Origin of the sequence: Micromonospora sp. B11E3, from assembly GCF_039871625.1 — a bacterium.
Taxonomy (GTDB): Bacteria; Actinomycetota; Actinomycetes; order Mycobacteriales; family Micromonosporaceae; genus Micromonospora.
In genome coordinates, this window is sequence record NZ_JBDPMC010000012.1 from 1 (window position 1) to 15,187 (window position 15,187).

Annotated in this window: 12 protein-coding genes and 2 pseudogenes; 2 read left to right on the plus strand and 12 right to left on the minus strand. The window is 72.0% G+C overall.

Translation table 11 applies throughout. The annotated features are described in order from the left end of the window. Positions 1-69: 69 nt before the first annotated feature. Both hisS and ABGB16_RS09060 read right to left on the minus strand, forming a co-directional pair. Positions 70-1,407 (minus strand): histidine--tRNA ligase, encoded by a 1,338-nt coding sequence (gene hisS / locus ABGB16_RS09055; RefSeq protein WP_347667530.1) that lies wholly within the window; start codon positions 1,405-1,407, stop codon positions 70-72. 54 nt (positions 1,408-1,461) lie between these two features. Beyond that, positions 1,462-2,181, minus strand: coding sequence for an MBL fold metallo-hydrolase (locus ABGB16_RS09060; protein WP_347667531.1), 720 nt, complete (start codon positions 2,179-2,181; stop codon positions 1,462-1,464). A 261-nt stretch (positions 2,182-2,442) separates the two neighbouring features. Here ABGB16_RS09060 and ABGB16_RS09065 point away from each other — a divergent pair, with 261 nt between their 5' ends. Both ABGB16_RS09065 and ABGB16_RS09070 read left to right on the plus strand, forming a co-directional pair. Continuing rightward, positions 2,443-3,324, plus strand: coding sequence for a peptidylprolyl isomerase (locus tag ABGB16_RS09065; protein WP_347667532.1), 882 nt, complete (start codon positions 2,443-2,445; stop codon positions 3,322-3,324). Positions 3,325-3,391: 67 nt separating this feature from the next. Beyond that, positions 3,392-4,225, plus strand: a complete 834-nt coding sequence (locus tag ABGB16_RS09070) for a peptidylprolyl isomerase (RefSeq protein WP_347667533.1) — start codon at positions 3,392-3,394, stop codon at positions 4,223-4,225. A gap of 179 nt (positions 4,226-4,404) precedes the next feature. On the opposite strand, the gene ABGB16_RS09075 is transcribed toward ABGB16_RS09070, so the two are convergent. From ABGB16_RS09075 to ruvC, 10 genes and pseudogenes are all read right to left on the minus strand, one after another. Next, positions 4,405-6,861, minus strand: coding sequence for a bifunctional (p)ppGpp synthetase/guanosine-3',5'-bis(diphosphate) 3'-pyrophosphohydrolase (locus ABGB16_RS09075; protein ID WP_347667626.1), 2,457 nt, complete (start codon positions 6,859-6,861; stop codon positions 4,405-4,407). A gap of 466 nt (positions 6,862-7,327) precedes the next feature. Then, positions 7,328-7,894: an adenine phosphoribosyltransferase gene (locus ABGB16_RS09080; RefSeq protein ID WP_347667534.1), complete on the minus strand. Its 567-nt coding sequence runs from the start codon at positions 7,892-7,894 to the stop codon at positions 7,328-7,330. 100 nt (positions 7,895-7,994) lie between these two features. Further along, positions 7,995-9,188: a protein translocase subunit SecF gene (gene secF / locus ABGB16_RS09085; protein ID WP_347667535.1), complete on the minus strand. Its 1,194-nt coding sequence runs from the start codon at positions 9,186-9,188 to the stop codon at positions 7,995-7,997. 1 nt (position 9,189) lies between these two features. After that, complete coding sequence (secD, locus tag ABGB16_RS09090) at positions 9,190-11,109, minus strand: protein translocase subunit SecD (protein ID WP_347667536.1); 1,920 nt, start codon at positions 11,107-11,109, stop codon at positions 9,190-9,192. A 224-nt stretch (positions 11,110-11,333) separates the two neighbouring features. Beyond that, complete coding sequence (gene yajC / locus ABGB16_RS09095) at positions 11,334-11,684, minus strand: preprotein translocase subunit YajC (RefSeq protein WP_347667537.1); 351 nt, start codon at positions 11,682-11,684, stop codon at positions 11,334-11,336. 139 nt (positions 11,685-11,823) lie between these two features. Beyond that, positions 11,824-12,882 carry a Holliday junction branch migration DNA helicase RuvB gene (gene ruvB, locus ABGB16_RS09100; RefSeq protein ID WP_347667627.1) on the minus strand — a complete coding sequence of 353 codons (1,059 nt, stop codon included), beginning with the start codon at positions 12,880-12,882 and terminating at the stop codon, positions 11,824-11,826. A 9-nt stretch (positions 12,883-12,891) separates the two neighbouring features. Continuing rightward, positions 12,892-13,602, minus strand: a pseudogene (locus ABGB16_RS09105) (LAGLIDADG family homing endonuclease); the annotation flags it as partial. Then, positions 13,597-13,914 (minus strand): annotated as a pseudogene (locus tag ABGB16_RS09110) (Holliday junction branch migration DNA helicase RuvB); the annotation flags it as partial. The pseudogenes ABGB16_RS09105 and ABGB16_RS09110, both read right to left, overlap by 6 nt. Then, positions 13,911-14,513, minus strand: coding sequence for a Holliday junction branch migration protein RuvA (ruvA, locus tag ABGB16_RS09115; RefSeq protein ID WP_347667538.1), 603 nt, complete (start codon positions 14,511-14,513; stop codon positions 13,911-13,913). The gene ruvA and the pseudogene ABGB16_RS09110, both read right to left, overlap by 4 nt. Beyond that, a complete protein-coding gene (gene ruvC / locus ABGB16_RS09120) occupies positions 14,510-15,037 on the minus strand; it encodes a crossover junction endodeoxyribonuclease RuvC (RefSeq protein WP_347667539.1) in 528 nt (175 codons plus the stop codon). Before ruvC ends, ruvA begins: the two co-directional genes overlap by 4 nt. Positions 15,038-15,187 lie beyond the last annotated feature (150 nt).

A 15,187-nucleotide genomic window follows, 5' to 3' on the forward strand; every position in this document is an offset into this window, starting at 1 on the left:
GACGGTCGGAATCTGGGTCGGGCGGGGGTGGAACTGGGACTTGCCGACGATCTTAAGGATGTGAATACTTCAGTTCACTCGACCGGTTCCACCAGGTCCGGGCGGGTTGTCCTCGGGTCCGTCGCCCGGGGAGGCGGGCAGTTGCTCGCCGGAGCGGATGTCCTTCACCTCGTCCGCCGCGCCGTCGGCGCCCGGGAACCAGACGTACGGGATCCCCCGCCGCTCGGCGTACCGGATCTGCTTGCCGAACTTCGCGGCGCTCGGCGACACCTCGGTCGGGACGCCCCGGGAGCGCAGCGCGTCGGCGATCCGGTTGCTCGCCGGCCGCTGCTCCTCGCTGGTGACGGCGACCAGCACGCAGGTCGGCACGCTGCGGGAGACCGACAGGGCGCCGGCGCCGAAGAGCAGGCCGAGCAGGCGAGTCACCCCGATCGAGATGCCCACCCCGGGAAAGCGGGTGGCGCCGGAGCTGGCCAGGTTGTCGTACCGGCCGCCGGAGCAGACCGAGCCGAACCGCTCGTACCCGGCCATCTGGGTCTCGTAGACGGTGCCGGTGTAGTAGTCCAGGCCGCGGGCGATCCGCAGGTCGGCCCGGCACAGGCCCGGGGAGTGCGCGGCGGCGGTCTCCACCACCGTGACCAGCTCCTCGATCCCCTCCTCCAGCAGCGGCTCGCGCACCCCGAGGGCGCGCACCGCGTCGGCGAAGGACGCGTCCGGGGCGGAGATCTCGGCCAGCGCCAGGCACGCCTTGGCCTGCGCCTCGCTCGCCCCGGCCGTCTCGGCGAGCAGGTCGGCCACCTTCTCCGGGCCGATCTTGTCGAGCTTGTCGACCGCGCGCAGGGCGGCCTCCGGGTCGGTCAGCCCGATGCCCCGGTAGAAGCCCTCGCAGATCTTGCGGTTGTTGACCTGGATCGTCACCGGCGGGATCGGCAGTGACCGCAGCGCGTCGCCGATGACCAGCGGCATCTCCGCCTCGTAGTGCGCCGGCAGGGTGTCCCGGTCGACGATGTCGATGTCGGCCTGGAGGAACTCCCGGTACCGGCCCTCCTGCGGGCGCTCACCGCGCCACACCTTCTGGATCTGGTAGCGGCGGAACGGGAACTGGAGCTTGCCGGCGTTCTCCAGCACGTACCGGGCGAACGGCACGGTCAGGTCGAAGTGCAGGCCGAGCGCGTCGTCGCCGGCCGGGCCGTCGGCGTCGGCCTGCAACCGGCGCAGCACGTAGACCTCCTTGGCGGTCTCCCCCTTGCGCAGCAGCTGGTCCAGCGGCTCCACCGCGCGGGTCTCGAGGGGGGCGAAGCCGTACAGCTCGAACGTGGCGCGGATCCGGTCGAGGACGAACTGCTCGATCATCCGCTGCGGCGGCGTCCACTCCGGGAAGCCGGAGATGGGCGTGGGCTTGCTCATCGCGTACTCCTTGGATCCCGCGCGGGCCGCGCGGGGAGATCTCGGCCGCGGCGGCTACAGGCCGCGGGTGGGCGCGGCCGGGCGCGCGGTGGCCGCCCCCGCCACCTCGACGAGGTACGGGTTCGTCGCGCGCTCGCGGCCGATGGTGGTCGCGGGGCCGTGGCCGGGCAGCACCACGGTGTCGTCGGCCAGCGGGAGGACCTTGTCCCGCAGGCTGGCGAGCATCCGGGGCATGCTGCCGCCCGGCAGGTCGGTGCGGCCGATCGAGCCGGCGAAGAGGACGTCGCCGGAGAGGCAGATCTGCTCGGCCTCCCAGGGCGAGCCGGCGCCGGGCATCCGGAACAGCACCGACCCGCCGGTATGGCCCGGGGCGTGGTCGACGGTGATCTCCAGGCCGGCCAGGGCGAGGGTCGCCCCGTCGGTGAGCTCGGCCACGTCCTCCGGCTCGGCGTACGGCAGCCGGCCGCCGAAGAGCTGGGTGAGGTCCATCGAGAGCGCCTTGGCCGGGTCGGCCAGCAGCTCGCGGTCGTCGGGGTGCACGTACGCGGTGATGCCCCGGGCGCCGCAGACCGGCGCGACGGAGAAGGTGTGGTCCAGGTGACCGTGGGTGAGCAGTACGGCGGCCGGGTGCAGGCGGTGTTCGGCGAGCACGGCGTCGAGCTGGTCGATCACCCCGATACCGGGGTCGACCACCACGCACTGCTCCCCCGGCGCGGTCGCCACCACGTAGCAGTTGGTGCCGAAGGCGTCCGCGGGAAAGCCGGCCACGAGCACGTCGCTCCCCTTCCGTCGAGCTCCGTCGTCCTTTCCTGGCAGCCTAGTCGCACGGGCGAGCCGGTTTCGCCGGCCCACCCGTCCCGTCCGTCGCGCCGGGCGCAGTGAACAACTCCGATACGGCCCAGGCCGGACCTCGTACACCACTTTCCCAGTCGGTGGCCGTACACTCTGGCGGGCGTGTGGCGTGGCGCACGAGCCGCCCGACGGGGCGAGAGGCCTGGCGCCGGTGACCATCAGGGTAGAGGAAGGGGAGCACGGGTGGCTTCCAGCAGGGACCGGCAGCGCAAACTGGCGCGCGCCAAGCTCGACCGGCAGCTGGCCCGACGGGCCGCCCGGGCCAGGCGGCGTCGGCGGATCCAGGCCGGCGTCGGCGCGGCCGTGGTGCTCGCGCTGGTCGTGGTCGGCTCGGCGTGGGCGCTGGGCGCGTTCGACGAGGACCCGAAGGAGAACACGGCCGCCGAGGACGTCTGCCTCTGGACCCCGCAGGACGCCACCGCGAACACCAGCCTCAAGGACGCCGGCACGCCCGCCACCAAGGGCCTGCCGACCGCCGGCACCCGGCCGATGACCATCACCACCAACCAGGGCGGCCCGGTCACGGTCGAGCTCGACCTCGCCTCGGCCCCCTGCGCCGGCGCGAGCATGGCCCACCTGGCCAGCCGTTCGTTCTTCGACAACACCAAGTGCCACGAGATCACCGCCGAGGGCGCGCTGCGCTGCGGCGACCCCAGCGGCACCGGCCTGGGCGGGCCGACCTACTCGTTCTACGACGAGAACGTCCCCGTGCAGCCCGAGGCGAGCCCGTCGGCCAGCCCCGCCCCCGACCAGCCCCCGGCGTACCCGAAGGGCACGGTCGCGATGATGGCGAACCCGCCGGGCGCCAACGGCAGCCAGTTCCTCGTCTTCTTCAAGGACTACAGCCCCGCCAAGCCGGCCTACCCGGTGATCGGCAAGGTCACCGGCGGGCTCGACGTGATCACGAAGATCGGCGCCCTGCCGACCGTGGACAATGGGAGTGGAGCCAAGGTCAAGCCGAAGACCGACGTGGTGATCCAGAGCCTCACCGTCGGTGAGCCGACGACGGCCGCGGCGACCACGCCGGCGTCCGGCGCGCCGCCGGCCAGCCCCAGCGCGGGCTGACCGGCTCCACCCGAGATCCACACCTGCGGCATCCGGCCGCGCCCGAGACAGTCCAGGAGGATTGACCGTGACGTCGACGAGAGAGCGGCAGCGCGCGGCGGCGCGCGCCCGGCTCGAGCGGGAGATGGCCGAGCGGGCGGCCAGCGCCCGCAGGCGCCGGCAGACGCAGGCCATCGTCGGGGCCGCGGCGGCCCTGCTGCTCGTGGTCGCCGGCACCGTGTGGCTGGCCACCAGCATCGGCGACGACGACAAGAAGCAGGACACCGCCGCGGCCGGCTTCGTGCAGTGCGCCTGGACCGAGATCCCGAAGGACCAGCGCACCAAGGAGATCAAGGACGTCGGGCTGCCGCAGGCGCAGCAGGCGAACAGCGGGATCCAGACCCTGACGATGGAGACCAACCTGGGCGCCATCACCGCCAAGGTCGACCGGTCCCTCGTGCCGTGCACCGCCGGCAGCTTCACCCACCTGGCCAGCAAGAACTTCTTCGACAACAGCAAGTGCCACCGCCTGGTGACCGAGGGCATCAAGGTGCTCCAGTGCGGTGACCCGAGCGCGACGGGCAAGGGCTGGCGGGAGACCGACGGCACCGGCGGGCCCAGCTACAGGATGGCCGAGGAGAACCTGCCCACCGACAAGCGCCCCCCGTACCCCGAGGGGGTCATCGCGATGGCCAAGTCGCAGCAGCCGGGCAGCACGGGCAGCCAGTTCTTCATCGTCTTCGGCGACTCGCCGCTTAACCCGGACTACACCGTCCTGGGGACGATCACCGGCGGGATGGACATCGTCAAGGACGTCGCCAAGGCCGGCGACGACAAGGCGTACGCCCAGCAGGCCGGCGGCGGTCACCCCAAGAAGGAGATCGTCATCAACAAGCTGACGATGAGCGAGCCGCAGGGCTGACGCCCGCCCCGCGCGAAGGCGCCCGCCGGCCCTAGGCCGGCGGGCGCCTTCGCGTCCGGGCAGGTTCGGCCCGTTCCGCCGACATGGCGCGGTATCCGGCGTGGCAGGACAGCGCCATGTCGGCGATGTTGCGGTGTCCGGCGTGCCGGGACACCGCCATGTCGCCGATGTGGCGGCCGTCAGGCCCCCGAAGTGACCCGGTACGCGTCGAAGACGCCGTCGACCTTGCGCACCGCGGCCAGCAGGTGGCCCAGGTGCTTCGGGTCGGCCATCTCGAAGCTGAACCGGCTCACCGCCACCCGGTCCCGGGTGGTGGTGACCGTCGCGGAGAGGATGTTGACGCGCTCGTCGGAGAGCACCCGGGTCACGTCGGCCAGCAGCTTGTGCCGGTCGAGGGCCTCGACCTGGATCGCCACCAGGAACGTGGAGGCGGAGGTGAGCTTCCAGCTCACCTCGACCACCCGCTCGCTCTGCGCCTTGAGATCCTCGGCGTTGGCGCAGTCATCGCGGTGCACGCTCACCCCGCCGGAGCGGGTGACGAAGCCGAACACAGCGTCGGGCGGGACCGGGGTGCAGCACCGGGCCAGCTTGATCCAGACGTCGCTGACCCCGCGCACCACCACGCCCGGGTCGTGGCTGCTGGCACGGCTGCGCGGCGGCCGGGTGGCGACGGCGGTCTCGGCGATGTCCTCCGCCGCGCCCTCCTCGCCGCCGTACGAGGCCATCAGCTTCTGCACCACCGACTGCGCCGAGACCTGGCTGTCGCCGACCGCCGCGTACAGCGACGCCACGTCGGCCAGGTGCAGGTCCCGGGCGATCGCCATCAGCGCGTCCGGGGTGAGCATCCGCTGCAACGGCATGCCCTGCTTGCGCATCGCCTTGACGATCGCGTCCTTGCCGGCCTCGATCGCCTCCTCGCGCCGCTCCTTGTTGAAGTACTGGCGGATCTTCGTGCGCGCCCGCGGGCTCTTGACGAAGCCCAGCCAGTCCTGCGTCGGCCCCGCCGTGTCGGACTTCGACGTGAAGATCTCGATCACGTCGCCGTTGGACAGCGTCGATTCGAGGGGCACCAGCTTGCCGTTGACCCGCGCCCCGATGCACTTGTGCCCGACCTCGGTGTGCACCGCGTACGCGAAGTCCACCGGCGTCGACCCTGTCGGCAGCGGGATGACGTCGCCCTTCGGCGTGAAGACGTACACCTCCTGGCTGGACAGGTCGAACCGCAGCGCGTCGAGGAACTCGCTCGGGTCGGCCGCCTCCCGCTGCCAGTCCAGCAACTGCCGCAGCCAGGTCATCTCGTCGATGTGCGCCGGTGGGCCGACGATCTGGGTGCCCTTGTGCTCCTTGTACTTCCAGTGCGCCGCGATGCCGAACTCGGCGGTGCGGTGCATCGCGTACGTGCGGATCTGCATCTCCACCGGCTTGCCGGTGGGCCCGATGACCGTCGTGTGCAACGACTGGTACATGTTGAACTTGGGCATCGCGATGTAGTCCTTGAACCGGCCCGGCACCGGCTGCCAGTTCGCGTGGATCACGCCCAGCGCCGCGTAGCAGTCCCGCACCGTGTCGACCAGGATCCGCACCCCGACCAGGTCGTAGATGTCGTTGAAGTCCCGGCCCCGCACGATCATCTTCTGGTAGATCGAGTACAGGTGCTTCGGCCGGCCGGTGACCTCCGCCTTGATCTTCGCGGCCCTGAGGTCGGTGCCCACCTTCTGGGTGACCTGACGCAGCAGCGCCTCCCGCTGCGGCTGGTGCTCCCCGATCAGGCGGTTGATCTCCTCGTACCGCTTCGGGAACAGCGTCCCGAAGGCCAGGTCCTCCAGCTCCCACTTGATCGTGTTCATGCCCAGCCGGTGCGCCAGCGGGGCGAGGATCTCCAGCGTCTCCTTCGCCTTCTGCTCCTGCTTCGGGCGGGGCAGGAAGGTCAGCGTACGCATGTTGTGCAGCCGGTCGGCCAGCTTGATCACCAGGACGCGCGGGTCCTTGGCCATCGCCACGACCATCTTGCGGATCGTCTCCGCCTTGGCCGCGTCGCCGAGCTTGACCTTGTCGAGCTTGGTCACCCCGTCGACGAGCAGCGCCACCTCGCCGCCGAAGTCCGCCCGCATCTGGTCGAGGGTGTACTCGGTGTCCTCGATCGTGTCGTGTAGCAGCGCGGCGACCAGGGTGGTCGTGTCCATCCCCAGGTTGGCCAGGATGGTGGCCACCGCGAGCGGGTGCGTGATGTACGGGTCGCCGGACTTGCGGTACTGGCCGGAGTGCCAGCGGGCCGCGGTGTCGAACGCCCGCTGGAGCAGCCGCGCGTCCGCCTTGGGGTGGTTCTCCCGGTGGCTGGAGATCAGCGGCTCCAGCACCTCGCTGACCTGGGAGGTCTGCCAGGGCGCGTTGAACCGGGCCAGGCGGGCGCGCACCCGCCGCCCCGTCGGCGCGGTGGAGAGGGCGAAGCCCGCGCTCGGCATCGGCTCGTTCGCTGCGGCCTCGGACGGGAACGGCGCCACGACACCGACGCCCGGCGTGCCGCCGTCGGCGTGGGCGGGCCCCGCGCCGTTCCCCGGGGCCGCACCCCGGGCGTCAGCGCCCCGGTCGGTCACCGAACCGTCAGCGTCGCCTGTCGGGTGCACCGTGCCCTCCACCGGAGGGACGACATCGTGGGACACCGGCCTCCTCACCGCTCGCCGGGTACGCCGGCCGTCTCGGCCGGCCTGGTCTTCCGCCACCCGGACGGTCACCCGACCGGGTCAGCAAAGGGCAATGCTACCCGCACGCATGGTGCCCCGCCGCTCCGCCGGACGGACCGGTCGGGGTCCTTCCGACGGCCGTTCGCAGCCAATCGGTCACCGAGGCACGGACCAGACACGACCCCGCAAGGGACGCTCGCAGGATCCGTGCAACCGAACGCGTACCCCGGATGTGCCCGACGCGCGACCCCGCACATCCGGTCAGCGCTGGCGCACGACGAGGGTGGGGCCCGCCGTGACCGGCGCAGGGATGAAGCCTCCCCGCCCGGAGCCGGTCACGGCGGGCCCCACCCCCCAGCCGCAACACGCACGATGAGCGAGGAGCAGCGACCGGCACCGGGCGGCACGGCAGGGCGGACGCTCAGACGCTGAGCAGCGCGTGTACCGGCCGCGGGGCCAACCGCTCCCGCCCCTTGAGGAAACCCAGTTCCAGCAGCACGGTGAAGCCGGCGACCGTGCCGCCGGCCCGCTCCACCAGGTCGAGCGTCGCCTCGGCGGTGCCGCCGGTGGCCAGCACGTCGTCGACCACCAGCACCCGGTGACCGGCGGTGAAGGCGTCCTGGTGCACCTCGAGCGTCGCCTCGCCGTACTCCAGGGCGTAGGAGGCGGAGTACGCGGGGCGGGGCAGCTTGCCGGCCTTGCGCACGGGGACCACGCCGACCCCGACGGCGTACGCGACGGCCGCCGCGATCACGAAGCCCCGGGCCTCGATGCCGACGACCGCGTCGAACGAGTCCCGCCCGTGGTACGCCACGATCCCGTCGATCACCTCACGGAACACGTCACCGTCGGCGAAGAGCGGCATCAGGTCCTTGAACATGACGCCGGGCTTGGGGAAGTCCGGCACGTCCAGCACCCGGCTGGCGACCAGTTCGGCGACCTGCGGGCCGCTGTCTCCCCGTACTGCGGTGCTGTGCGTCTCCGTCACGGCGGTCCCGTCTCCCTTCCAACGACGACGGCGTCCTCCACGCCGCTCGCACAGCATGAAGGACGCCGTCGCACCGTTTGCTACCGGGTGCCCGCTCCGGTCAGCGCCGCTTGGCGCCGCCCGGACGGTTGCCGCCGCCACCTGCGGGGCGACCGCCCCGCGCGCCGCTCTGGCGCTTGCCGGCCGGCCGGGCGCCCACCTTCGGCGCGGCCCCGGCCAGGGCCGCCGCCTCCGGGTCGATCGGCGCGTCGGCGGCCTCGGCCCGCGAGCCGGCCCTCCCGGTGGCCTCGCCCGAGGCCAGGGCGGCCTTGCGGGCCAGCACCCGCTTGTTGTGCGCCTGGATCCGCGGTTCGTAGTTCTTCAGGAGCACCAGCAGCGGGGTGGCCAACAGGATGGACGTCAGGAACGCGACGGCCATACCGACGAAGAGCACCAGGCCGAGGTCCTTCAGGGTGCCCGCGCCCAGCAGGCCGGCGCCGATGAAGAGCAGGCCGCCGACCGGGAGCAGCGCGACCACCGACGTGTTCAGCGACCGCATCAGGCTCTGGTTGATCGCCAGGTTGGCCGCGTCGCCGTACGTCTGGTTGTTGTTCGCGGTGATGCCCCGGGTGTTCTCCTGGACCTTGTCGAAGACGACCACCACGTCGTAGAGCGCGAAGCCCAGGATCGTGAGGAAGCCGATGATCGTCGACGGGGTGACCTCGAAACCGACCAGCGAGTAGATGCCGGCGGTCAGGATCAGGTTCATGAACAGCGAGGAGACCGCGGCCACGGCCATCCGCCACTCGAACCGCAGGACCAGGTAGACCATCACCAGCGCGATGAAGATCACCAGACCGAGCAGCGCCCGGGAGGTGACCTGGCTGCCCCACGCCTCGCTCACCTGGTTGCCGCTGATCTGAGCCTGGTCGATCCCGAACTCGCGGGCGATCTCGGCCTTCACCGCGTTGGCCTGCTCGGCGCTGAGCTGCGAGGTCCGCAGCTCGTACGAGTCACCACCCGTGCCGCCGACCCGCTGCGCGGTGACCACCTTGGCGCCGCCGCCGGCCTTGGCCAGCGCGTCGCCGACCTTCAGCTCGGTCTGCTCCATGGTGCCGACGCTGGCCGGCACCTGGAACGAGTTTCCGCCGGCGAACTCGATGCCCAGGCTGAACCCGCGCAGGGCGAAGCTGAACACGGCGATCAGGATCAGCGCGCCGGCGACGCTGAACCACAGCTTGCGCCGGCCCACGACGTCGAGGCCCGCCTCACCCCGGTAGAGCCGGCTCGCCAGCCCACTCTTAGCAGCAGCCATCTCAGGCCTCCTTGACGCGCGAGGTGCGGGTGGCCTGCTCGGTCCGCGCGGGCGGGAGGATCCGGCCGAGACCGCTGACCCGCGGGGACAGGAACGCCCGGGTCCGGGCGAACATCGTCATGATCGGGTGACGGAAGAGGAAGACCACGACCAGGTCGAGAACCGTGGCGAGGCCGAGGGCGAAGGCGAAGCCCTTCACCGCGCCGACCGAGACGACGTAGAGCACCACCGCCGACATGATCGTGATCGCGTTCGCCGAGATGATCGTGCGGCGGGCCCGGATCCAGGCGCGCGGCACCGCGCTACGCGGACTGCGGCCCTCGCGGATCTCGTCCTTGAGCCGCTCGAAGTAGATGACGAACGAGTCCGCCGCCACACCGAGTGAGACGATCATGCCGGCGATGCCGGCGAGGGTGAGGGTGAAGCCGATCTGCCGGCCGAGCACCACGAGCGCGCCGAAGACCAGCAGCGCCGACAGCACCAGGCTCAGGAAGATCACCGAGCCGAGCAGGCGGTAGTAGAAGAACGAGTAGATGATGACCAGCAGCATGCCGATGCCGGCGGCGAGCAGGCCGGCCCGCAGGTGGCTCGCGCCGAGGGTGGCGGTGACGTTCTGCGACTCCTGCGGCTCGAACGTGACCGGCAGCGCGCCGTAGCGCAGCTGGCCCGCCAGGGTGTTGGCCGTCTTGTTGTCGAAGTTGCCGGTGATCTGCGAGTCGCCGGTCAGCACGCCCTGGATCTCCGGCGAGGAGACCACCTTGTTGTCGAGCACGACGGCCACGCGGCACTTGCCGTCCTGGCCCAGCGCGGTCTGGTCGCAGGCCTGGCCGGTGTTGTTGAACGCCTCGCGGGTCAGCTCGGTCCACTTCTTCTGGCCGTCGCCCGTGAAGTTCAGGCTGACCACCCAGGAGCTGGTCTGGTCGATCACCGCGTTGGCGTCGTCCACGTCGGTGCCGAGCACCTTGGCGACGTCGAGCAGGTACTTGCTGGCGCCGTCCTCGCAGGCGACCGCCTTCTGGTTCTCGTCCTTGATCGACGCCGCCGGCCGCTTGTCGAGCTGCTCGCAGCCGATGGTGGGGACGTTGAACTGCATCTCCGGCGACAGCACCGCGACCTCGCGCGGGGTGAGCGCGCCGAACGGCTTGAGCTTCTCCGCCAGCGACGGGTCGGTGGTCAGGTCGGCCGGGCCCTGCAGCGCGCTGGCCGTCTGCCACGCGGCCGCGCCGACCTTCTGCTCGACAGCCTTGCGCTGCTCCTCGACGCCCTGCGGCAGCGGAGCCGCGCTGGCGCTGGGCGACGGCGCGGCGGCGCTCGGCGAGGCCGGGGCGGACGCCGACGGGGTCGAGCTCGGGGCGGGAGCCATGCCGCCCTGGCCGCCGGCGCTCGGCGACGCGGTCGCCTTCGCCGAGGGCGCGGCGCTGCCCGACGGCTTCGGGGTGGCGCTGCCCGACGGGGCGGGGGACGCGCTGCCGGACGGGGCCGGCGTGGGCGTGGCGGCCGGCGGGGTCACCTGGCCGCTGCCGTCGGCGGCCTTGAGCACCTTGCGGAAGCGCAGCTCGGCCGCGCTGCCGACGTCCTGGAGGTCCCGGTTCTCGCCGGGCAGGGAGATGACGATGTTGCGGTTGCCCTCGGTGACCACCTCGGCCTCGGCCACGCCGAAGGCGTTGACCCGGTTCTCGATGATCTGGCGGGCCTCCTCCAGGTTCTCCCTCGTCGGGGGCCGGCCGTCGATGCTGTTCGTCGCCTCCAGCGTCAGCCGGGTGCCGCCGATCAGGTCCAGGCCGAGCCGCGGCTCGAGCCGGTCCTTCCAGCCACCCTTGGCGCCGCCCGCGAAGAAGACCAAAAGATAGAGGACGACGAAGATGAGCCCGAGCACGGCGAGCTGCCGCCCGGGCCGCATCTGTCCCTGAGGTGGTGCCACGGCTGTCCTGTCTCCCTGTACGGTCGCGCCGCGGGCGCGGCGGCGACGGTTGTGGGGCCGGGGATCCCGGCCATGTGTCTGTGCTGGCCGGCACTCCGACGCCGACACGGCTGCCCCGGTCGGCGCGGGAGCGCCGACCGGCGGTCGTCGCGCGCCGGCGTCGGGTGTCGACCCAACTATCCAGTTTTAGCGGCGCCTCCGCTGCCCCGTTCGGGCAACGACGGTCACTCCTTGACGGTCTCGGCCTCTTCCGCGGCGGCCGGCTCGGTCGACTCGACCCGCTCGGCCTGGCTGACCACCCGGGCGATGGCCGGGCGGGCGTACCGGGTCTGCACGCCGGGAGCGACCTCGAGCAGGACGGTTTCGTCGTCGACGCCGGTGACCGTGCCGTAGAGGCCGCCGATGGTGACCACCTCGTCGCCGGGGGCGAGGGCGGACTGCATCTGCGCCGCCTCGCGGCGGCGCCGCTGCTGGGGGCGGATCATCATGAAGTACATGACGCCGAAGAGCAGGGCGATCATGAGGAGCGGCATGAGGCTGCCGCCTCCCCCGCCGCCCGCTGCTGCGTAGAGCACGGTTACTGACCTTCCCACTGGCCTTCGGCCCGGCACGAATGGCGCCGGAGCGGAGGCGGATTCTCACGTCCTGTACAGACCGCGGCGAGTCTAGTCCCTGCACCTGGGAACGCCGAATGCGGCACAGATCACGTTCGGGTCACGGCTGATCTGCGGCGGCCTCGGGCGCGGCGGAGAACAGATCGGGCACGTGAGGGGCGCCTGCGCCAAATGTACCATTCGGTGGCGTACGCCCCAGATGGTGCCAGGCGGCCTCGGTGGCCACCCGCCCCCGGGGCGTACGCGCGAGCAGCCCGGCCCGCACCAGGAACGGCTCGCACACCTCCTCGACCGTGTCCGGCTGCTCCCCCACCGCCACCGCCAGGGTGGACAGCCCCACCGGCCCGCCCCGGAACGAGTCCACCAGGGCCGTGAGCACCGCCCGGTCGAGCCGGTCCAGCCCGAGCGCGTCCACGTCGTACACGGTCAGGGCCGCCCGGGCGGTCTCCACGGTGACCACGCCGTCGGCCCGGACCTCGGCGAAGTCGCGGACCCGGCGCAGCAGCCGGTTGGCGATCCGGGGGGTGCCCCGGGAGCGGCCGGCGATCTCCGCGGCGCCGTCGTCGGTGATCGGCACCCCGAGGATGCGCGCCGAGCGGCGCAGCAGCGTCTCCAGGTCGGCCGGGGAGTAGAAGTCCAGATGCGCGACGAAGCCGAAGCGGTCGCGCATCGGCCCGGTCAGCAGCCCGGACCGGGTGGTCGCGCCGACCAGGGTGAACGGCTCGACGTCCAGCGGGATCGCGGTGGCGCCCGGACCCTTGCCGACGATCACGTCGACCCGGAAGTCCTCCATCGCGCTGTACAGCAGCTCCTCCGCCGGCTTGGCGATGCGGTGGATCTCGTCGATGAACAGCACGTCACCCTCGGCGAGGCTGGTCAGGATGGCCGCCAGATCGCCGGAGCGCTCGATCGCCGGGCCGCTGGTCACCCGGATGCCCGAGCCCAGCTCGGCGGCCACGATGTTGGCCAGGGTGGTGTTGTGGACGACCAGGTCGTTGACCGTGAACGTGTGGTCCCCGTCGACCGTCAGGCATCGGCACTCGTGCAGGCCAGCCGGTTCGACCGACGCCACCCTGTCCGCCGCCAACCGCTCCTCGAACCGGTCCCGGCGCGGCGCCCACTCGGCAAGTCGCCGGCCCCGCTCACCGATCACGGTCACCCGCTGGACGAACCTCGCTACGTCGTCCTGGCTCGTGATGCTGAGCCGCCAGGACTCGTGTGGCCGACCCTGATAGCGACCCCGCTTGAGCTTCAGCCGCGACTGAATCCCGAGCCGGAGGAGAAGGTGCTGCACATCGACAAGCAGACCGTGCGAGACGCTGTAGAACTCGACCACCACGTCGTAGCGGTCCCGCCCCCGGCGGCTCACCGTCCCGTCACAGGCGAAGTAGGCGCCGAGGAAGGCCGAGACCTGCCAGCTGTCACCGCGGAATACGAACGACGGCACCCGTTTCTGCCAGGCGTTCTTGTCGAGCAGGCCGTGTTCGTCCAGCCAGGGACGGAGGCCGGAAATCCTGATCAGCGAACTCCGGGCGCTGTTGGGCCGGGTGGTGTGGGCGTGCCCGAGCCGGTCACAGGTGGACCGGAAATCGGCGAGCACGTCCTCGTCCCCCCCGGTGAAGGTCACCTGGTTGGTCGTGCACCCATCGCCGATGAGGTAGCCGGCGAGCTTGTACTCGTCGACCTCCTGCGTGCCGTCGACGACAAGGCCCGGACACAGAACGTTGGCGACGAAGTCCCGCTCAGTCAGGTCGCCGGCCTTGACCCAGCCTTCGGGCGTCCAGAACGGGTGGTCGGGAGCGGCGACGACTTCCCGCCCACTCGTGGTTCGGATTTGGACCGAGTCAAGCTCGCCCTGCTCGTGCACCGCCGTCACCATGGCGCCTTCGCCGGTCCGAGTGATCACCCGGTCCCCTACGGCGATGTCACCGAGCCTCCGTCGCGACCCGTCCTCCAGCAGCACCAGGGCGTCAACGGAAACGGGTTTTCCCAGCCCGGGCGGCCCGGACAGGAGGATGTGGTCCGGCGGGGAGCCGCGCCGCATCGCGCCCTGGAGCAGCAGCTCGAGCTGGTCGCGGACCCGGTGCTGGGCGATGAACTCCTCCAGCCGCTTGGGCCGGACGCTGGCCTCCGCGTCCCGCTCGGCGTCGTTGACGTACGCCGAGACGAGATTGCCGTCCTCCCCCGTCATCGGGTCCGGCCGAGGAGGCGGATGGCCTGCTTGAGCAGGACCGGCACGGGCGGGGGCGTGCCCTCGACCGTCTCGGCGACGGCGGCCACGGCCTGGTCGGCCTGGCCGGCCGTCCAGCCGAGCCCGACGAGGGCCTGGCGGACCTGGTCGGGCCAGGCACCCGCGGTGACCCCGGCCGCGCCGTCCGGCCCGACCGGCACCGGTCCGATCCGGTCACGCAGCTCCAGGACGAGGCGCTCCGCGCCCTTCTTGCCGATGCCCGGCACCCGGGTCAGCGCGGCGGTGTCGGCGTTGGCGATCGCCTTGCGCACCGCGTCCGGGGTGTGCACGGCGAGCACGGCCTGGGCCAGCCGGGGGCCCACCCCGCTGGCCGTCTGGAGCAACTCGAACAGCTGCTTGGCGTCGTCGTCGGCGAAGCCGTACAGGGTGAGCGAGTCCTCCCGGACCACGAGGCTGGTCGCGAGCCGGGCCGGCTGGCCGACCCGCAGCTCGGCGAGGGTGGCGGGCGCGCACTGCACGGCCAGGCCGATCCCGCCGACCTCCACCACCGCGTGATCGGGACCGGTCGCGGTGACCGTGCCGCGCACACTGGCGATCATCGAAATCCTCCTCGTCGGGCCCGGTCGGCCGCGGCGGCCAGCTTCGAGCGCGTACCGCCGCGCCAGATGTGGCAGATGGCCAGGGCGAGGGCGTCGGCGGCGTCGGCCGGCCGCGGCGGCTCCGGCAGCCGCAGCAGCCGGGTGACCATGGCCGTCATCTGCGCCTTGTCCGCCTGGCCGGAGCCGGTGACGGCGGCCTTGACCTCGCTCGGGGTGTACGTCTGCACGGGCAGCCCGGCCCGGGCGCCGGCCAGCACGGCGATGCCGCTGGCCTGGGCGGTGCCCATGACGGTACGCACGTTGTGCTGGCTGAAGACCCGCTCGACGGCGACGCTGTCGGGGCGGTGCTCGGCCACGAGCCGGGTGAGCGAGGTGTCCAGGTGCAGCAGGCGCGTGGGCAGCTCGTCCTCCGGATCGGTGTGGACGACGTAGTAGGCGACCAGGGTGCAGGGCCGGCCCGGCACGCCCTCGACGACGCCGACCCCGCACCGGGTCAGCCCCGGGTCGACGCCGAGCACGCGCACGTTGCCTCCTCCCCGACCGCCGGCAGTACGTGTGTTCGACACCCTACTGGTCCCCCCGGACACCCGCCGCCGGGGACACACCGGAGGGACGCCGGTTCCTCCCCGCGCATCGACCCGGATCGCGCTCACCCCCGGATCTCCGTTTCAGAG

What these genes read in the sequence shown, in the direction of transcription:
- hisS (WP_347667530.1), bottom strand. Translation starts at nt 1,407, where the DNA reads ATGAGCAAGCCCACGCCCATCTCCGGCTTCCCGGAGTGGACGCCGCCG.
- secF (WP_347667535.1), bottom strand. Translation starts at nt 9,188, where the DNA reads ATGGCTGCTGCTAAGAGTGGGCTGGCGAGCCGGCTCTACCGGGGTGAG.
- ruvA (WP_347667538.1), bottom strand. Translation starts at nt 14,513, where the DNA reads ATGATCGCCAGTGTGCGCGGCACGGTCACCGCGACCGGTCCCGATCAC.